Origin of the sequence: Herbaspirillum sp. meg3 (assembly GCF_002257565.1) — a bacterium.
Classification (GTDB): Bacteria; Pseudomonadota; Gammaproteobacteria; order Burkholderiales; family Burkholderiaceae_D; genus Herbaspirillum.
The window spans coordinates 2,967,788-2,986,858 of sequence record NZ_CP022736.1 but is presented as its reverse complement, the minus strand read 5'-3'; the positions used below and the strand labels follow the sequence as shown (position 1 = coordinate 2,986,858).

The 19,071-nt window shown below is 56.4% G+C and carries 18 protein-coding genes; 11 read left to right on the top strand and 7 right to left on the bottom strand.

Going from position 1 to position 19,071, the window contains the following annotated elements; genetic code table 11:
* The first annotated feature begins 3 nt into the window (after positions 1 to 3).
* Genes hmeg3_RS13320 through hmeg3_RS13315 form a run of 3 tightly spaced genes read left to right on the top strand, consistent with a single transcriptional unit; the run spans position 4 to position 2,397 of the window.
* The gene (locus tag hmeg3_RS13320) at positions 4 to 891 is read left to right on the top strand and encodes a 23S rRNA (adenine(2030)-N(6))-methyltransferase RlmJ (RefSeq protein WP_094564148.1); all 888 of its coding nucleotides are present in this window, start codon (positions 4 to 6) and stop codon (positions 889 to 891) included.
* A 1-nt stretch (position 892) separates the two neighbouring features.
* Positions 893 to 1,063 carry a hypothetical protein gene (locus hmeg3_RS24725; RefSeq protein ID WP_157739267.1) on the top strand — a complete coding sequence of 57 codons (171 nt, stop codon included), beginning with the start codon at positions 893 to 895 and terminating at the stop codon, positions 1,061 to 1,063.
* Positions 1,060 to 2,397: an EAL and HDOD domain-containing protein gene (locus tag hmeg3_RS13315; RefSeq protein WP_094564147.1), complete on the top strand. Its 1,338-nt coding sequence runs from the start codon at positions 1,060 to 1,062 to the stop codon at positions 2,395 to 2,397. The genes hmeg3_RS24725 and hmeg3_RS13315 overlap by 4 nt, the downstream gene beginning before the upstream one ends.
* A 101-nt stretch (positions 2,398 to 2,498) precedes the next feature.
* Here hmeg3_RS13315 and hmeg3_RS13310 read toward each other — a convergent pair whose 3' ends face one another.
* Positions 2,499 to 3,089: a hypothetical protein gene (locus hmeg3_RS13310; protein ID WP_094564146.1), complete on the bottom strand. Its 591-nt coding sequence runs from the start codon at positions 3,087 to 3,089 to the stop codon at positions 2,499 to 2,501.
* Between the two features lie 122 nt (positions 3,090 to 3,211).
* Positions 3,212 to 4,099 (bottom strand): methylglyoxal synthase, encoded by an 888-nt coding sequence (locus tag hmeg3_RS13305; RefSeq protein WP_094564145.1) that lies wholly within the window; start codon positions 4,097 to 4,099, stop codon positions 3,212 to 3,214.
* A gap of 176 nt (positions 4,100 to 4,275) precedes the next feature.
* Between hmeg3_RS13305 and greB the strand changes: the two genes are divergently transcribed.
* A complete protein-coding gene (gene greB, locus hmeg3_RS13300) occupies positions 4,276 to 4,833 on the top strand; it encodes a transcription elongation factor GreB (protein ID WP_094566329.1) in 558 nt (185 codons plus the stop codon).
* A gap of 209 nt (positions 4,834 to 5,042) precedes the next feature.
* Complete coding sequence (locus hmeg3_RS13295; RefSeq protein WP_094564144.1) at positions 5,043 to 6,395, top strand: DUF3422 family protein; 1,353 nt, start codon at positions 5,043 to 5,045, stop codon at positions 6,393 to 6,395.
* Positions 6,396 to 6,447: 52 nt separating this feature from the next.
* Here the strand turns inward: hmeg3_RS13295 and hmeg3_RS13290 are convergent, their stop codons facing one another.
* Positions 6,448 to 7,056 (bottom strand): FMN-dependent NADH-azoreductase, encoded by a 609-nt coding sequence (locus hmeg3_RS13290; RefSeq protein ID WP_094564143.1) that lies wholly within the window; start codon positions 7,054 to 7,056, stop codon positions 6,448 to 6,450.
* Between the two features lie 139 nt (positions 7,057 to 7,195).
* Between hmeg3_RS13290 and hmeg3_RS13285 the strand changes: the two genes are divergently transcribed.
* Positions 7,196 to 8,197, top strand: coding sequence for a LysR family transcriptional regulator (locus hmeg3_RS13285; protein WP_094564142.1), 1,002 nt, complete (start codon positions 7,196 to 7,198; stop codon positions 8,195 to 8,197).
* A 113-nt stretch (positions 8,198 to 8,310) separates the two neighbouring features.
* Here the strand turns inward: hmeg3_RS13285 and hmeg3_RS13280 are convergent, their stop codons facing one another.
* The 4 genes from hmeg3_RS13280 to hmeg3_RS13265 form a co-directional block, all read right to left on the bottom strand.
* Positions 8,311 to 10,608: a bifunctional (p)ppGpp synthetase/guanosine-3',5'-bis(diphosphate) 3'-pyrophosphohydrolase gene (locus hmeg3_RS13280; RefSeq protein ID WP_094564141.1), complete on the bottom strand. Its 2,298-nt coding sequence runs from the start codon at positions 10,606 to 10,608 to the stop codon at positions 8,311 to 8,313.
* A gap of 37 nt (positions 10,609 to 10,645) precedes the next feature.
* Positions 10,646 to 10,849, bottom strand: coding sequence for a DNA-directed RNA polymerase subunit omega (gene rpoZ / locus hmeg3_RS13275; RefSeq protein ID WP_007881846.1), 204 nt, complete (start codon positions 10,847 to 10,849; stop codon positions 10,646 to 10,648).
* A 93-nt stretch (positions 10,850 to 10,942) separates the two neighbouring features.
* Positions 10,943 to 11,584 (bottom strand): guanylate kinase, encoded by a 642-nt coding sequence (gene gmk, locus hmeg3_RS13270; protein ID WP_094564140.1) that lies wholly within the window; start codon positions 11,582 to 11,584, stop codon positions 10,943 to 10,945.
* A gap of 60 nt (positions 11,585 to 11,644) precedes the next feature.
* Entirely contained in the window at positions 11,645 to 12,550 is a 906-nt protein-coding gene (locus hmeg3_RS13265; RefSeq protein WP_094566328.1) for a YicC/YloC family endoribonuclease, read from the bottom strand.
* Between the two features lie 323 nt (positions 12,551 to 12,873).
* Between hmeg3_RS13265 and rph the strand changes: the two genes are divergently transcribed.
* From rph to hmeg3_RS13240, 5 genes are all read left to right on the top strand, one after another.
* Positions 12,874 to 13,608, top strand: a complete 735-nt coding sequence (gene rph, locus hmeg3_RS13260) for a ribonuclease PH (protein WP_094564139.1) — start codon at positions 12,874 to 12,876, stop codon at positions 13,606 to 13,608.
* A gap of 212 nt (positions 13,609 to 13,820) precedes the next feature.
* On the top strand, positions 13,821 to 14,405 hold the full coding sequence (rdgB, locus tag hmeg3_RS13255; protein WP_094564138.1) for an RdgB/HAM1 family non-canonical purine NTP pyrophosphatase: 585 nt from the start codon (positions 13,821 to 13,823) through the stop codon (positions 14,403 to 14,405).
* Positions 14,405 to 15,664 (top strand): radical SAM family heme chaperone HemW, encoded by a 1,260-nt coding sequence (gene hemW, locus hmeg3_RS13250; protein WP_094566327.1) that lies wholly within the window; start codon positions 14,405 to 14,407, stop codon positions 15,662 to 15,664. Before rdgB ends, hemW begins: the two co-directional genes overlap by 1 nt.
* A gap of 140 nt (positions 15,665 to 15,804) precedes the next feature.
* Complete coding sequence (locus hmeg3_RS13245; protein WP_094564137.1) at positions 15,805 to 17,007, top strand: EAL and HDOD domain-containing protein; 1,203 nt, start codon at positions 15,805 to 15,807, stop codon at positions 17,005 to 17,007.
* Positions 17,008 to 17,011: 4 nt separating this feature from the next.
* Complete coding sequence (locus hmeg3_RS13240) at positions 17,012 to 19,057, top strand: bifunctional diguanylate cyclase/phosphodiesterase (protein ID WP_094564136.1); 2,046 nt, start codon at positions 17,012 to 17,014, stop codon at positions 19,055 to 19,057.
* The last annotated feature ends 14 nt before the right edge of the window (positions 19,058 to 19,071 follow it).

Sequence of the window (19,071 nt, the reverse complement as noted above, 5' to 3'; positions counted from 1 at the left end):
TTTATGCTGAGTTACCGCCATGGCTTTCATGCTGGCAATCATGCTGATGTGCTCAAGCACATGGTTACGATCCAACTACTGCGTTATTTAGGCCAGAAAGAAACTCCGTACATGGTGATCGATACCCATGCCGGTGCGGGTGTCTACGCGCTGGACGGAAATTACGCCAGCAAGAATGCTGAATACGAAACCGGCATCGCGCCATTGTGGGATCGTACTGATTTACCTGAAGCCCTTGCCGACTACGTGCAACTGGTGAAAGACCTCAATCCCAGCGGCAAGATGCGCTATTACCCGGGTTCGCCTTATTGCGCCAACCAGGTGATGCGCGAGCAGGATCGTCTGCGTCTGTTTGAACTTCATCCGACTGAAAGCAAAGTGCTGGCGGATAACTTCCGCAAGCTTGATGCGCATGCCGCCGAGCAGGGCAAGCGTCCGTCAGGCCGTGGCCGTCGCGTGCTGGTCGAACGCGGTGATGGTTTTCTGGCGCTCAAGGCGTTGCTGCCGCCGCCATCGCGCCGCGCTTTGGTGCTGATCGATCCTCCTTATGAAGACAAGCGCGACTATCAGCGCGTAAAAGAATCCCTGCAGGACGCATTGGTGCGCTTCCCGACTGGAACTTACGCTGTCTGGTATCCCGTATTGCAACGGATAGAATCCAAACAATTCTCTGACCGGCTGAAACGCCTGGGCGCCAAGAGCTGGCTGAATGTGACGCTGTCGATCTGCTCGCCGTCGCCGGACGGGTTTGGCTTGCACACGAGCGGCATGTTTTTGCTCAACCCCCCATGGACGCTGGAAGCTACTCTTAAGGAAGTCATGCCCTACCTGGTGAAGGTATTGGGACGCGACAGCGGTGCAGGCTTCTTGCTGGAATCGGGAGAAGCCTAGGATGGTTCGTTCTGACGAGATTGGCGCCGATGCAGGGCTAGGGCTGCATTGCCGTCTCACCTGTGAAATGTTTTCTGGTATTCATGACGCATCACGGCATACAATAGAAAGTCATGCCGAAGATACATTGTTTGCCGAAAGTGCTGGGGTTATTTACAACAAGAAATCATGACTGAACCGTCTCCTGATCACGTCACCCCGGCGCAAGTGCAACAACACGCCCACGACTTTTTTCTGGCACGACAGCCGATCCTGAATCGCGAACAGGAGTTGATCGGCTACGAGTTGCTATTCCGCAGTGCCGCCTTTGGCCCCGCCAATGTGAACGATGACGTGTCCGCGACCGCATCGGTGATCGCGCATGCGTCCGAACTCGGTCTCAACAACGTCATCGGCAGTCTGCACGGGTTTATCAACGTCGACGCCACCGTGCTGATGAGCGACTTCATCAATTTTCTACCTTCCGACAAGGTGGTGCTGGAAATTCTTGAGACTGTCAAAGTCACGCCTGAGCTGGTTAAGCGTGTGACAGAATTGTCCCGTGCCGGCTATGTGTTTGCACTCGACGATGTCATCGCAGAGTCTGAGGACATCGCTCAGCTGCTGCCGCTGGTAAAAATCATCAAGATCGACGTTATGGAGCTCGATGCCAGCAAGCTGCTCAAGCTGAGTGTGCACTTCAAGCGCGCCCAGAAGATGCTGCTGGCCGAAAAGGTCGAGACGGTTGAACAATTCCGCGATTGCGTGACCTTCGGCTTTGATTACTTTCAAGGTTATTACTTCGCCAAACCGGTGATCCTGCAAGGTAAGAAGCTGGAAGCGTCGAAGATCGTGATCATGCATATTCTGACGCTGCTGGTGCGCAACGTCGATAACGGTGAAATTGTCCGCTATATCAAGCGCGACGTGGCATTGAGCCTGACGCTGCTGCGTCTCGTCAATACGCCTGTATACGGTTTCATGAAGCACATCGATTCGCTTGGACAGGCGTTGATCGTGCTGGGACGCCGCCAATTGAAGCGCTGGCTGCAGATTCTGTTATTTGCCAATACCGAAAAAGAGAAGCATTCGCTGTCTCCGCTGCTGATCCTGGCCGCGACGCGCGGCAAGATACTGGAACTGATCACGGAAAAAGTGCGACCGGGCCGCCGCAAGATGTCCGAAATCGCCTTTACCGTCGGCATCATGTCGTTGGTGGACGCCTTGTTCGGTATCCGGATGGAGGCGATTCTGACGCAGATTACGGTCAGTGAAGAGATCCGCGATGCTTTGCTGTTCCGCACCGGTTTTTATGGCGAAATCCTGCAATTGGCGGAGTGGACTGAAAAGGCTGATAAAACCGTAGCAGAGATGAATGATTTGCTGACCGGCCTGCAGTTGTCCGTAGAAGAGTTCTACGCTCTGGAGACAGAAGCCTTTGAGTGGGGCAACAATATCTCCACCAATATGGGGCACACACCAGCGAAGAAGACGGAAGACGCGGATACCAGCAGCGTCTCCGAGTAAATTTATAAGCGTGCATAAGCATGCATAAGCGATCTTGACCGGTGGAGCAGGTTTGCCAAATTTCCTGCGCCGGTCTTGCGCAATAACTTGAAGCGATTTAGTTATCCACCCCGATCACGCCGCCTTGCGGCGTATTTTTTTATCAGGCGCATCAGGCGGTTACTCTGGCCCTTGCTGTTAAACCAGCGCGCCTTGAAACCTGTCCACCAGTTGCGACGCATGGCGGTAAAGGTCGCCATGCCGGCTTGCACTTGTTGCCATGCGTGCGTAGCGCGCAGCTGGGCAATCATCTTGTCCTTGAATCTCAATACGGCATCGCGGCATCGCACAAACCATGGCAGGGTCAGTAATGCTTTCTGCGTCAATGCGTACAAGCGTGCTACCAGCGCGGTACCGAGTACCTTGGCGGTAATGATGATAACGAGTCCAAGCGTAGGGTGACCGTGTGCGATGGAGAGCAGGGCGAGAATCTTGACCGGCAACAGTAAGAGGCTGGGCAGCACGAAAATCGCCAGCGCAGCATAAGGCGAGAAATTACCAATCCAGGATTCGAGGCGGGCGATGAATGGGATGAGCGGCAAACGCGCAAACAGCCGCTTGCTGGCATTCCACAACCATTCTTCGAACAGCAGAAGAATCGCCGCAGTATAGATGAAAGGCGCAAGCAGGTATTTTCTGATCTTGTGCGACAAGGATTGATCCTTATGGATGCGGAGAGCTTGCCATACATATGTTGGGCAAGCGTCGGAAATACAAGCTGTTCCGCATCAGGCAACGCCTTAGGGATCGTGGATCGTCTTTAGCCTGCCGGACTTTAGCCCACCTGACGCTGCTTGATCAGGCTCAGCCAGCGATCTCCCCATTTTTCATCGCTCATGCACGATGCGTAGTCGGTGACGGTACGGGCTGCACGTTCCAGCAACTGGATGTCGGCTTCATGCTGACGGGCAACGTGTGGATCTTCCAGGAATAATACCCGGCGGCATTCGTGTTCCAGGATCAACTCGGCAATCTGCGCATCGCCGCCAAGCGGGCCGCTGAGAAACGGTTTGACCCAGTTGCGTCCGGCCTCGCCTTTGATTTTCATCGCCAGTTCGTTCAGCAAGCCGCCGGTGGTGCCGGTGGCGCAGCGGAAGGCAAAGCTGTCGAGCACTTCAAAATGACGTTCGGCCAGTGCCAGCATGCGCGATTTCATCGAATCATGGGCAATCAGTGCGATGCCTTCCTTGCTGAGATCGAAATAAGGATCCAGCTTTGGGTCGGGAGCAGCGCCGCTGGCGATTGCTTCCAGTTCAAACCATTCGCGCGCGCCGGCCATCGTGGATAAAAAAGGTTTGCCGTGGATGACGCATTGGCGTTTGAGCGCAACTGCTTCCGGAAACGTAGAGGACGGATCAACCGGATCGATCAGATAAATGATCGCATCCAGTTTGCGCGCCGGATCGCTGTCGACCACACGCGACACCAGCTTCATCAGTCCACCCTGGCGACCATATGGGAAACGCTCGATATGCGGATAGTTTGGCAGCAGACCGAGATGACCGATGGCGTCGAGTGTTCTGCCGACGACGACCAGTTCCGGTTGCAAGGCTTCGATGCGTGCGCGTGATCCTTGCAGCAGCTGAACCAATGCAGAGTTCGGGGCGTCTTGATGGGCGCGGTTGGCGGCCAGGCCGATACGGTAGCGAGTAGTGGTGGACATGGAAGTGACTGATGGAAGCGTTGTGGAAGCGTGGTTTTTTAGGGCTTGAATGCAGTGCAGGTGCTGCCGTGTGAATATGAGTTATCAGTGAAAAGCGTTCTCGGCGACTTTAACATACCGCTACAATGATGGACATACCGGCCGGTCTGCACCAAGTGAAATATGCAAGTGAGAACATGAATAAAGCATTCGTAAAAGAATCCGATGGCGATGATGACGACGAACTGGCGTTGCCGGCAATTCCGCCTGGGTCAAAGAATTACATGACGCCTGAAGGGCACAAGCGGATCAAGGACGAGCTGCTGCATCTGATCGATGTCGATCGTCCGGAAGTCGTGCGTATCGTCCACTGGGCTGCTTCGAACGGCGACCGTTCCGAAAACGGCGACTACATTTACGGTAAGCGCCGCCTGCGCGAAATCGACCGGCGTATCCGCTTTCTCACCAAGCGTCTGGATATCGCTGAGGTAGTGGATCCGACTATCCATCACGGCAATGATCAGATCTTTTTCGGCGCCACCGTAACCTATGAAAATCAGGATGGCGTCGAACACACCGTCACCATCGTCGGCATCGATGAACTCGATCCGCTCAACGGCAAGATCAGCTGGGTGTCGCCGGTGGCACGCACGCTGACCAAGGCGCGCGAGGGTGATGAAGTGACTTTGCAGACGCCGGCCGGTGTCGAGCAATTGACGATTCTTGAAGTGAGTTATCCGGCGCCGCAAGGCTGAGCGTGCCGTCCCAATTAAGATCATTGGCGTGAAGCGTCCGCGCAGGATGCGCTTGCCGACGCGCACTTTGTGCAGAGTGAATGCGTGGAATGAATCCTGCTTCGCTGTGTTGGTGTAGCGTCATCATCCCGGCGTCATATTCAGGGCTTACTGTTCAGATCCCACTGTGCTTGCAATACGAATTCTGTTTTGATTGAAAAGGTAAGTTCATGTCCATCGTGTACGCCAATCTGAATCATCCGCAGCGCGTTGCACTGGCCGCAGAAGTGCACTCGCGACCGTTTTTGCACCTCAAGGCGCCTGAGAGTCTGACGCATCTGGCAGTGTATGTGCGCGACCAGGCGGCCGACACCAGTCGTCATGCTGTATTCCAGCATGCCTTGCTGACCGACTTGTGCGTCCATTTCGGTGTGACTGCGCCGGGCATGGATGCCAAGCATTTCTTCCATGATTTCGGACGCTTTCGCCTGAAGTGGGAGTGCCATACCGAGTTCGCCACCTATACCTTTGCGCAGCATCACGAGTCGGAACTCACTATCGATGAAGCATTTATCGAAGCGCCGCTCAAGCATGTGCCGCAGCAATGGTTGTTGGCGTTGCAAGGCAAGATCATGGTGGCTGCACATGTGGTGCTGGAGCGCGTGTCGAACGAGACCGAGGAAAACGGTGGCCGTATCTCCAGCATGCAACGGCTGTTCGAAGGCAAACTGCTGTCGTCGAGCAAGGTGTTGCAGGGTGGTGAGATCTGGACTGACTTCCTGATCCAGGCGGATGGCTTCAGTCGCTTTGTGGTGCGGGATATCGATCTGCGCGACATGCAGGGCGGCCGTCTGGCGCAACGCATTCTGGAAATCGAGACTTACCGCATGATGGCCTCGCTGGGCTTGCCGCATGCGCAGCAGGCTGCACCGGTGTTGAGCGCAATTGAAAGCGATCTGGCGACCCTGACGGCCACGATGGTCGATATGGATCACAGCAGCGGCAATCCGGAGCAGACGCAGGCTGAGGATGAGCGGATTCTGCGCAAGATCACCGGACTGGCCGCTCGCATCGAGAAGATGTCACTGGAAAACAGCTATCGCTTTTCAGCCTCGCAGGCGTATTTCCGGCTGGTCAAGGCCCGCATCGAAGAGTTGCGCGAGAGCCGCGTGGAAGGCGTGCCGACCATCGGCGAGTTTATGGAGCGGCGTCTGGCGCCGGCGATGGATACGTGTACCTCGGTGGCGCGCCGGCAGGAAGCGCTGGCCGAGCGTATCGCTCACACCAACGATTTGTTGCGCACGCGCGTGGGAATTGTTCAGGAGCAGCAAAACCGCCAGATCCTGGAGTCCATGAACGCACGCGCCGCACAGCAATTACGGCTGCAACAAGCGGTGGAGGGCTTGTCGGTGGCGGCAATCTCTTACTACATGGTGGGCTTGTTTGGTTACGCAGGCAAAGCCTTGAAGGCGGCGGGAGTGCCCATCAATCCTGACATTGCGACCGGTGTGATGGTGCCGGTGTTTGCAGCCGGCGTCTGGCTGGGGCTAAGGCGATTGCACAAGACCATGCACGATGCTTAAGCGAAAAACAAAAGCCGGATCTTATGGATCCGGCTTTTTTTGCAGGAAAAAATCAGACGTTGGCGCTGATTTGTTCCTGTGCTTGAGCGATGGCTTGCTTGGTCTTTTCTTCTCCCATCGATACGCCTTCAGCGATCACCAGTTCGACGTCGGTGATGCCCAGGAAGCCCAGCACGCCACGGATATACGTGCCTTGGAATTCCAGCCCTTGCGCAGGACCTTCCGAATAGACGCCGCCGCGCGACAGAATCACGATAGCGCGCTTGCCGGTAACTAAGCCGGTTGCGCCTTTGTCCGTATAGCCAAAAGTACGGCCGACACGGCAGATATGGTCAATCCAGGCCTTGAATGCCGATGGCGGCGCAAAGTTGTACATCGGGATACCGATGACCAGTGTGTCGGCAGCCAGCAATTCATCCACCAATGTGTCGGAGAGGGCGATGATCGATTGCTGCTCCGCGCTGCGCTTGTCAGCAGGTGTGTAATAGGCGCCGATCAGCGCTTCGGTGATGTGCGGGAGGGTGTCTTTCGCCAGGTCGCGACGGACGATCTTGCCGCTGGGGTTCTTGGCTTGCCATTGTTCAACGTAAGCCGCGCTCAGTTGGCGGGTAATGGAGCCGGTGAAGCGGGCGCTGGAGTCGATGTGAAGAAGAGTGCTCATGCTTGTTCCTTGGAAAGTTGCCTTGGATGAATACTGCGTCGGTGTCGCGGGAAGTAGCGATGGATGGAATATAAAGGCTTTCCAATAACATCAATAGATGGGAGAATTTGATTTCACTAATCCATTAATGGAATGAATCATGTTGGATCTGAACGATATCGCCGTCTTTGTCCATGTTGTGCGCGCCGGCAGTTTTGCCGCCGCCGGTCGCCGTCTCGGGATGCCGTCCAACACCATCAGCCGGCGTTTGCAGCTATTGGAAGAGAGTCTGGGAGTGCGTCTGCTGCAGCGTTCGACGCGGCAATTGAATATGACGGCGGCCGGGCGTGAGTTTTTCGATCGTTGCGCGCCGGGGATTGAAGATATCCAGCAAGCGGGGGCAACACTATCCGAAGGCAATCGCGAGCCAAGTGGTGTGCTGCGTGTCGCTGCACCGGCCGATTTTTTCGACAACTTCGCCATGGAGTGGGTGGGCGAGTTCATGCAGCGCCATCCCAAGGTGCAGCTGGAATTTGTCCTCAGCGACGAGCGTGTTGATTTGATCGCCGAAGGCATCGATCTGGCGTTTCGCGCCGGACAATTGCCTGATTCCAGCCTGGTGGCTCGCAAACTCGGCGAAAGCTATCGCGGCTTGCTGGCGAGTCCCGCCTATTTGAAAAAACACGGCATGCCTGCCTCACTCGAAGAATTGGCGGAGCACGACTGCCTTGCTGCCGCCAACACGACGCAGGCCGCCTTGTGGCGCCTGGAAGGTCCTGCAGGCGTCGAAAGTATACGGATAGCCCCACGTCTGTGTATTAACACGGCGCAGGGCTTGCTGCGCGCTACGCGTGCCGGTTTGGGGATTGCTTTGCTGCCGGTGATGGTGGCCGCGGAGGATTTGCGACGAGGCAGCCTGGTCGCGATCCTGCCGCAGTATCAACGTGACCTGAGCGGCATGTACGCGGTCTATCCCAATCGGAGGCAGTTGTCGCTGGCGGTAAGCGCCTTGATTGAGTACGTTGCGGAGAAGGTCAAGCACGGTGCCTGTGACGGCACTCACCGGGAGATGCGTTTTGCGGTTCCGGAGGTACAAGAACAGCAAGAGTCGCAAGAGTCGCAAGAACAAGTGAAAGCGCCGCAAACGCAGAAAGCGGCATAGCGGCATAGTGGCTAATAAAAGCTCAAATCGAGGTATGACGCAGAAATATTCAGGACGCAAGATACCGGACTCAACAAGGCGAAACGCGTTGGCGTACGCCTTGTATCGACGGCTTAATTGCGTTCGCGCAGGATACGGGTCACGCTGTCGATGCTGCGGATGCCGCGCATGGTGCGGGCCAGATGTACCCGGTCTTCGACCTGAATGGTGAAGCGCAGATGCTTCATTGCCGGATCGCCATCGTCATCCATGCTCACGGAAACGATATGCGCGTCGGCTTCGCCGATTTCAGCTGCAATGCGAGCCAGCGAGCCTTTTTGGTTATGGACCAGAATGGTGATGCGGCATTCAAAGCGGCGGTTAAGCTCACCTGCCCAGGTTACTTCAATCCAGCGATCCGGTTCTTTTTCGCGATGCCGTTTGGCGGTTTCGCAATCTTCGACGTGGACGATCAATGCCTGGTCGTGTTTCAGGTGGCCAATCAGCTTGTCGCCCGGGATAGGCAGACAACAGGCGGCGAGTTGCACGGTCGAGCCTTCGTTGCCGGTAATGACGACCGGATCCGGTTTGCTCGGCAGGACATGGCCTTCGACATCGAGCTGCGGAATCGAGCCGCCACCTTCGGTCATGCCCATGATGTGACGTGCCACCAGCGGCGCCATGCGTGTGCCGATGCCGATATCGGCGTACAGCTCTTCCATGGTCTTGGCACTGGATTCGTTGAGCAGGCGCTCGATGATTGCCGACGGCAAGTCGGGCTCCAGACCAAGCGTATTCAGTGCGTTGGTCAGCAGGCGTTTGCCCAGTGCCTGAGACTCGACCAGATTGACCGTGCGCAGACGATGGCGAATTGCCGAGCGTGCCTTGCCGGTGCGGACATAGCCGAGCCAGTTCGGGCTCGGGCGCGATGACGGCGAGGTAATGATTTCGACGATGTCGCCGTTATGCAATTCTGTGCGCAATGGAGCAGGTTCGTGATTGATCACGACGGATGTCGTCTGGTCGCCGATGTCGGTATGGATGTTGTAGGCAAAATCCAGTGCCGTCGCACCGCGAGGCAGGGCGATGATCTTCGACTTCGGCGTGAACACATAGACGGAATCCGGGAACAGGTCGACCTTGACGTGTTCGAGGAATTCGGCCGAATCGCCGGTTTGTTTCTGGATATCCAGCAGCGATTGCAGCCACGCATGCGTACGCTGCTGCAAATCCGTCAGGCTGCCTTCGTCATCCTTGTAGAGCCAGTGTGCGGCGACGCCCGATTCGGCCACGCGATGCATGTCCTGCGTACGAATCTGGAACTCCACCGGCGTGCCGTAGGGGCCGATCAGCGTGGTATGCAGCGATTGATAGCCGTTGAGCTTGGGAATTGCAATGTAATCCTTGAACTTGCCCGGCATCGGCTTGAACAGCGAGTGCAGCGTGCCCAGCGCAACATAGCAATTGGCAAAGCTGTCGACCACGACACGGAAGCCATAGACGTCCAACACTTGCGAGAACGACAGATGCTTGTTGCGCATCTTGCGGTAGATACCGAACAGCGTCTTTTCACGGCCATCGACTTGCGCGGGAATGCCGGCAGCGATCAGCGTGCTGGTGACCGATTCAAGGATCTTGGTCACGACTTCGCGGCGATTGCCGCGTGCAGCCTTGACCGCCTTGAGCAACGTGCGATGACGCAGGGGGTAGAGATGCGAGAACGACAGCTCTTGTAACTCGCGATAAATATTGTTGAGGCCGAGGCGGTGCGCGATCGGCACATAGACTTCCATGGTCTCGCGGGAGATGCGGCGCTTCTTATCCGGCGGCATCGAGCCCAGCGTACGCATGTTGTGCAAACGGTCAGCCAGTTTGACCAGAATCACGCGTACATCACGCGCCATCGCCAGCAGCATCTTGCGGAAATTCTCCGCCTGGGCTTCGATCTGGCTTTGGAACTCTATCTTGTCCAGCTTGGACAGACCGTCGACCAGCGACGCGACTTGCGCGCCGAAGCGTTCAATCAGCTCATCTTTCTTGACGCCCTGATCTTCCATCACGTCGTGCAGCAGGGCGGCCATCATGGCCTGCGCATCAAGCTTCCAGTCGGCGCAGATTTCAGCGACCGCGAGGGGATGCGAGATGTAAGGTTCGCCTGACTTGCGCATCTGGCCCAGATGCATTTCGTCCGAGAAGCGATACGCTTCCTTGACCTTCTTCAGTTCGGAAGGGGTGAGGTATTCCTCGAGCTTGTGCGTCAGATGGGTAAACGTTGCCACGCCGCTATGCAACGCGGGAGCAGGGTTTGCCGGGGGATGTTGCGAATTTTGCTTTGACGCCGAGCGTCCGGAAGACGCTCGGGTGGTATTGCTAGTAGTACTAGATGCTGATAACGGAGAACCGAGGGTTGAATCTGTTGGTGTCAGGCTCATACGTTGGCGTTGTCAGCAGCATGGACGTGGGTCAAACTCAGGCAGGCACTTTTTTCAGCATCTCGATACCGACCTTGCCGGCTGCGATTTCGCGCAGTGCCGTCACGGTTGGCTTGTCCTTGGCGTCCACTTTTGGTGTGTGACCTTGCAGCAGTTGACGTGCGCGATAAGTCGCAGCCAGAGTCAGCTGAAAGCGGTTAGGGATTTGCTTGAGGCAATCTTCAATCGTGATACGGGCCATAAATACTCCTGATTACTTGGTTCTTACATGGTTCTGGTTCAGCTTAAATCAAGCCCGATCCAGCGCGGTGGCGGCAATAAAGCTTGCTGCTGCCTAGCTGCTGGCATGGATGCCCAGCTGAGTGAATAAGAAGGTGTTGCGCGCGGCTTGTTGCGGGAAGCGGCAACGAGCCGCTTTGACAATGGCGGTTAATTCCGACAAAGCGACTGCAAACTCTTGATTAATAATAACATATTCGAACTCCGGAGAGTGAGCGATTTCGCCGCCGGCGGCCAGAATGCGGCGTGTAATGACATGCGCTTCGTCTTGTCCGCGCTTTTTCAGGCGTTCTTCCAGTGCAGCAATCGAGGGCGGCAAAATGAAAATCCCGATTGCATTCGAGAACTGTTTCTTGACCTGCTGCGCGCCTTGCCAGTCGATTTCCAGCAGTACGTCGGTGCCGTTGGAGATCTGGTCGGCGATCATCAGGCGCGACGTGCCGTAATAGTTGCCGTGGACTTCGGCCCATTCCAGGAATTCGCCTTCCGCCTGGCGCTTCAGGAAGTCGTCGGTAGTGGTGAAATAGTATTCGCGGCCGTGTTCCTCACCCGGGCGCGGTGGGCGCGTGGTGTAAGAGATTGACAGCTTGATTTCCGGCTCTTGCTTGAGCAGGGCATTGACCAGGGTCGATTTGCCTGCGCCGGAAGGCGCTACGACCATGAACAGGCTGCCGGAGGTAGGATTTTTTGCGGGCATGGAATGCTCTCTCGTCGTTCTGATTGAATGTCTTTTAAATATAGATGCTTATTGAAGCATTTACTCCAGGTTCTGCACCTGTTCACGCATTTGGTCGATCAGCAATTTCAATTCCATCGACGCATCGGCGAGTTCTTTCATGGCGGCTTTTGAGCCGACCGTATTGGCTTCGCGGTTGAGCTCCTGCATCATGAAATCCAGGCGCTTGCCGACCTGGCCGCCTTTTTTCAGGATATGGCGGGTCTCGGTGAGATGGGCCGACAGGCGCGCGAGTTCTTCGGCGATGTCGATGCGGATGCCGTACAGCGTGACTTCCTGGCGGATACGTTCCAGCACCTCGTCGCGTGGGAGTGAGGGTGTTGTTACTCCATCCTTGGCGTCCTTGGTCGCCAGTCCCAGTGCTTCCTGCATGCGTTCGGTTGCCTTTTGCTGGAACTGCGCCACCAGTTGCGGCACCAGCGGGGTGATGCGCGCGACGATAGCTTCCATCGCATCGATACGGGTTTCCAGGACGGTTTGCAGGGCCGCACCTTCGCGTGCACGGCTGTCGATGAAGGCCGCCAGAGTTTCCTGTAGGGTCGACAGTACGTCCGCTTGCAAGGTGTCCTGACCGATTTCCGCTTCTTCGATGACACCGGGCCAGCGCAGCAATTCACTGACCGTCAGCGGCGCTGCTTCGGCGAATTGCCGGCGAATCTGGCTTTGCAAATCAGCCAGGGTCGCCAGCAAGGTTTGGTTGAGCGCCTGAGTAGAGCCTTCCGCCGACTTGCGGCCAAAGCTCAGGCGGCATTCGACCTTGCCGCGCACCAGCTTGCTGATGATGGCTTCACGCATCGCCGGTTCCACGGCGCGCAGGTCGTCGTTGACGCGGAACTGCAGATCCAGAAAGCGCGAGTTCACGCTCTTCATTTCGACGGTGATTGCACCGGCGGCGGTTTCACGTTTGGCGACGGCGTAGCCGGTCATGCTATAAATGGTCAATCGATTCTCCGGGTGTTGGCCATCCTGTTTGCACGGACGACCGGATGATTTGCTGGAGGCGCTGTGCGCTTCCTTTACAAACCGGCAATTTATCAAGACAATGCCGGTGAAAAATTTATTACGTCGCGTCTGCGGCCAGCTTAATTAAACAAGCCTGCTGACAACTGAGGCGTGATTGTATTTGGGTTTGGATAGCGCATTGTAAAAAGTTTGCCGGTTCTGCGCCACTGCGCCATCAAAACCCGCTCTCCCGTATTGTCCTGAACACAACCATCAGGGCCGTCGCCCCCGATTTCTAGAGGAAACACATGACTGACTTTCAACGTCCCAGCGGACGCGCCACTGCCGATTTGCGTACCGTCCGCCTGACGCGCCATTACACCAAGCACGCGGAAGGCTCCGTGCTGGTGGAGTTTGGCGATACCCGTGTGCTGTGCACGGCCAGCATTGAAGAAAAGGTCCCGGGTTTCCTGAAGGGCAAGGGGCAGGGCTGGATGACCGCCGAATACGGCATGCTGCCGCGCTCGACGCATACCCGCATGGATCGCGAAGCCGCCAAAGGCAAGCAATCCGGCCGCACGCAGGAAATTCAGCGCCTGATCGGCCGCGCACTGCGCGCAGCCTTTGATCTGGAAGCCTTCGGCGAGCGCACGCTGCATCTGGATTGCGACGTCCTCCAAGCCGACGGCGGCACGCGTACGGCAGCCATCACCGGCGCCATGGTTGCCGCTTACGACGCATTTTCGGTTCTGCTGGGCCGAGGTCTGATCACCAAGATCCCGGTCAAGAGCTTTGTTGCCGCCATTTCAGTCGGCGTCTATCGCGGCGTGCCGGTGCTGGATCTGGACTATCTGGAAGACTCCGACTGCGACACCGACATGAACGTCGTCATGACCGATGCCGGCCATTTCGTCGAAGTACAGGGCACGGCCGAAGGCGCTGCATTTGACCGCGCGACCTTGAACAGCTTGCTGGATATCGCCGACAAGGGCATCAAGGAACTGTTGTCTCTGCAGAAACAAACACTGGGTCTGACGAAGTAAGCTGCCTCGATGTAGTCTCGGGAAAGTGTCGAAATGACACTATTTCGGCCAGCAGCGCTTGGATACAGTTTCAGCAGCCTTGGCCGAATCCTTTTACAATCCCGGCATGCCATGTCCGTTCTCTGCGGACATGGCGTTTTTACGTTCGCCATTCATTCTCGATATGCTGCAAAAAATGCCGCAATCCGCAATCACTAGTGCCGGTACCAGTCATGACACAAAAAATCGTTCTCGCTTCCAATAATCAGGGAAAACTTAAAGAATTCGGCGCCTTGCTCGGCGAAATCGGCCTGGACGTGCGTCCCCAAGGCGAATTCAACGTCCCGGAGGCAGATGAGCCATTCGCTACCTTCGTTGAAAACGCCTTGACCAAGGCGCGTCATGCATCGCGTCTGACCGGCTTGCCGGCGCTGGCCGACGACTCCGGCGTGTGCGTCAACGCCCTCGGTGGTGCTCCAGGTGTCTGGTCGGCACGTTACGCCGGTGAGCCTAAGTCAGACGCGGCCAACAACGCCAAGCTGATTGCCGATCTGGCGGCGCATGCAGACAAGTCTGCTTACTATTACTGCGTGCTGGTCTATGTGCGCCATGCCGATGATCCGCAACCGGTGATTGCCGATGGTTCGTGGCACGGCGAAATCGTGGCGGATGCGCGTGGCGAGGGCGGCTTCGGCTATGACCCGTATTTCTTGTTGCCGGCGTTGGGCAAGACGGCCGCGGAGCTGACCGCTGCAGAGAAAAACGCACATTCTCACCGCGGCCAGGCTCTGCGCGCACTGGTAGAAAAGCTCCGATGATCATTCCAATCAAGCCAGTCAGCGTCAACTTGTCGTCGATGTCTGATCAGCCAGCCCAGCAAGGACAAGGCCCGGCGCAAGCCGCTTTGGCTTTCCTGAAGCCGGGCAGTCTGCAACTGACGGCGTTGCCGCCGTTGTCGCTGTACGTGCATTTTCCGTGGTGTGTTAAAAAGTGCCCGTATTGCGATTTCAATTCGCATGAAGTGAAGGGCAGCTTTCCCGAAGACGCTTATCTTGATGCTTTGCGCGCCGATCTCGAATCGGCGCTGCCGTTGATCTGGGGGCGCAAGATTTATTCGATCTTCATCGGCGGGGGGACGCCTAGCTTGTTGTCGGCTGCGGGTCTTGATCGTCTGCTGTCGGACATCCGTACTTTGTTGCCCATGGACGTCGACATTGAGATCACGATGGAGGCCAATCCCGGCACTTTCGAAGCTGAAAAATTCAAGTCCTACCGCGCCAGCGGCATCAACCGTTTGTCGATCGGCATCCAAAGCTTCAACTCGACGCACCTGGCGGCATTGGGCCGGATCCATGACGGCGAGCAGGCAAGGAGGGCCGTCGACATCGCGCATGCCAATTTCGACAACTTCAATCTCGATCTGATGTATGCCTTGCCGTCGCAAAGCCTTGACGAGGCGCGCCGCGACATTCAGACCGCCATCGATTGCGCGCCGCCGCATCTGTCGCTGTATCACCTGACGCTGGAACCGAACACCTTGTTCGCCAAATACCCTCCGGCAGTACCCGACGACGACGTCAGCGCAGACATGCAGGACATGATCACTGAATTGACCACGGCAGCCGGTTACCAGCATTACGAAGTGTCGGCCTATGCCAAGTCGAAGCATCAGGCCCGTCACAATCTCAATTACTGGCAGTTCGGCGATTACCTTGGCATCGGCGCCGGGGCGCATTCCAAGCTGTCTTTCCCGCATCGCATCGTGCGGCAAATGCGCCACAAGCATCCACAGACCTATCTGGAGAAGATGCGAACCGGCAATGCCATCCAGGAAGAGGGTGAGATCGGCCGCGACGCGCTCGGGTTTGAGTTCATGCTCAATGCGTTGCGTCTGCAAGACGGTTTTCCTGCGAATTTGTTCGCCGAACGCACCGGTATGGGGATCAACAATATCGATGCCGCGCTCAACGAAGCCGAGAAAAAAGGCCTGTTATATCGCGATCACATGAACATCCGGCCGACCGAACTGGGGCGTCGTTTTTTAAACGATTTGCAAGAAATGTTTTTAGTTGAATGATCACTTAGGCAAGTCGTGATTTATCGGGTATATTAGAAAAATATTTGGATTTAGATAAGAATTCTTTTTGGAAATAACCTTATTTATCGTTAATAATTAATTAAAAATGTTGCGGCTGCTCACCGTGACATCTATACAAAATGGCTGTTCAGGATAAAAGTACTTCTTCTTTTCCTCTCGTGTTTCTACAGCCTGTTGCAGACGTTCATTACCTATGGACGGCTCTGTCGCTTCATGTCTCCCCGTTCGATGAGAACGGATGCGATTTGTTTTCCCGGCTTTTTAACGAATTTGGTCTCGGCGATGCCCTCAATGGTCTCGCCTGCATCCTCACTGTCCCCAATCCTGAACGGTTTGCCGGCGAATTCGGCGCACCGCCCAAGGACACCAATCTGATTCTGCGTATTCCAGTGGAATATTGCGTCGACGCGGCGCGCCATCCTTTGCTGGAACGTCTGAACAAGTTGGGCTATGGTCTGATCGCTGATGGCCTGCCGTCGCGCCAGGCCTTGTTTTCCGAATATGTTGAATCCATTTCGTTGGACTGCAGCGCAGGTATTCAGCCGGAAGCCGGTAGCTGGCTCACCAGCCTGCGCGGTCCGCATATCGCCGAAAACGTACCCGATCCCGTGCTGTTCGACGCTTGCCGTGCCGAAGGTTTCCGCTGGTTCAGTGGCGAATATCCTTTGCTGCCTTCCTCTGCCGTCACGCAAAAGGACGCGATTTCGCGCGGCCGCCTGCTGAAACTGCTCGAACTGGTCTCGCATGATGCCGATGCGCCCGAGCTGGAAGCGCTGCTCAAGCAGGATCCCGCCTTGTCCTATCAGTTGTTCAAGCTGGTGAGTTCGGCAGCGTTCGGATTCTCGGCGCACATCACCAATTTCACCCAAGCCATCAATTTGCTGGGCCGCCGTCAATTGCAGCGTTGGTTGCAATTGCTGCTGTATGCACGTTTTCCGGGCGATGAATCCGCCAATCCGCTGTTGCCGCGCGCCGCTGCGCGCGCTGCCATGATGGAAGCACTGTGCCAGCAAACGGACGGTGATCGCGACGAGCAGGACCGCGCTTTTATCGTCGGCATGTTCTCGCTGCTGGATGTGTTGCTGGCGATGCCGTTAAGACTGATTATTGAACCGCTCAAATTGCCGCAGGATATTGTCGATGCCCTGATGCAACGACGCGGACGCCTGGGACGCCTGCTGGATGTGGTGGAACGCGCAGAGTACGGTCGCATTCCGTTGCGCCACACCGATCTGGTCTCGGCAGGCGTTACCGCCGAAGGCTATTGCCGCGGTTTGATACAAGCCTATCGCTGGGCATCCAAAGTCAGTCACGAGGCATAACACGATGATCGCCACGCTCAGCAGCAATGATCTCGCCTGCTGCTCGGCTCTGCTTGACGCAGTGCTGAGACTGGAAGGCTTGGCATTGCATGACGCGTTGAGTGAAATCGTCTCGGCCTTTCTTGGCCGCCCGAACGGCCGCTATTTTTCGGAAGCGCCTTTGCCCAATTCGGTATTGGCACAAATCGTCGCGCATGAAGGTCTGCTCTATGGCCACTATGCTTTTCCGGCAGTCGATGCCGTCGACAAGGAATACAGCGATACCGAGATTGCCCGGCTGGCATCCTTTGCCGGCTTGACCGGGCGTCTGCTGCAGAATCGCGCCGACACGGAAAAACGCAGCCGCGCGCTGGATCAGATCGAATCCAAGCTGGAGCAGCAGGCGCAGATCCTCAACCAGATGCATGAGTCCGTCATCACGATGGATCAGGCCGGCTTCATTACCAGTTGGAACCGCGGCGCGGAACAACTCTTTGGTTACACCGCCATCGAAGCCATCGGCCGCAACGTTCTCTTTCTCTACGAGAACGAAGACGAGGACGACACCTCATTGAGCGACCTGTTTCTCTCGCAAGGTGGCCGCGAGATGGAAGTGCGTCGCCGTAAAAAATCGGGCGAAGCGTTCTGGGCCAGTTTGTCGCTATCGGTCATGCGCGACCAGCATGGTCAGCCCATCGGCATGATCGGCTACATCAATGACATCACCGAACGCAAGAACGCCGAAAAACTGATTCATCATCTGGCCTACTATGATTCGCTGACCGGCTTGCCCAACCGCACGCTGTTGACGCGTACGGTCGATCAGGCGCTGGTCGCGGCGCAGCAGGACAATGTCTACGGCTGCATCATGTTCATCGACTTGAACCGCTTCAAGCCGATCAACGACACGCTCGGTCACGTCGCCGGCGACATGCTGCTGGTCGAAGTGGCGATTCGTCTGCGCAAGGCTTTGCGTGATGAAGACGTGGTGGCGCGCCTGGGTGCTGATGAGTTTGCGATTGCCTTGTTCGACATCGACAAGGACTACCACGCTGGTTTCGTCGCGCAAAAACTGATCGCGCTCTTCGATGAGCCATTTTTCATCGATGGCCATGAGTTACGGGTCGGCGCCAGCATCGGCATCAGCATGTATCCGCAAGACGCCTCCGATACGGAAACCTTGCTGCGCCTGGCCGATATCGCCATGTACCGCGCCAAGCAGGGTGGCGAGAATAACGAAGGTGGTTACGCTTACTACAGCGAAGAGATGAACCGCAATACGCTCGATCTTTTGCGTATTGAAACCGGTCTGCTGCACGCTTTTGAGTACAACGAACTGCTGCTCTATTACCAGCCGAAGATCAATCTGGTCAGCGGTCAGATTACCGGCGCCGAAGCGCTGGTGCGCTGGCAGCATCCTGAGCGTGGCCTGTTGCTGCCGGGTGATTTCATCCCCATCGCGGAAGAGACGGGGCTCATCGTCCAGCTCAGCGACTGGGTGCTGGAAGCAGCCTGCGCGCAAGCGCGTCGGTGGAAAGAAGCCGGCATGGAGCCGATCCGCATCGCCATCAACGTGACTGCGCGCGAATTCACACGATCCTTGCCGGACCGGGTCAGAGCGGCGCTGAGCCGTCATCAGCTGACCGGCGAATGGCTGGAGCTGGAAATCACCGAGAGCATGCTGATGCACAGCACCGACCGCGTGATCTCCATCATGGAAAAAGTGTGTCTGTTGGGCGTGACGATCTCGCTCGACGATTTCGGTACCGGCTATTCAAGCCTGTCGTATCTGAAGCGCTTTCCGATCAATACCCTCAAGATTGATCGTTCCTTCACCACCGGTATTCCTGACGATACCAACGATTGCGCGATTGCCAGTGCCATCATCAGTATTGCCAAGCAGCTGCGCCACAAAGTCATCGCCGAAGGCGTGGAAAGCATGGAGCAATTCGAGTTCTTGCGCGAGGCGGGCTGCGACGAGCTGCAGGGTTATCTGTTCTCTCGTCCGGTGCCGGCCGCCGACTTCCATCTCATGCTGACCGAAGGCCGCAAGTTTTCGGCAGCGGTCTGATCCGTCAGATCCGA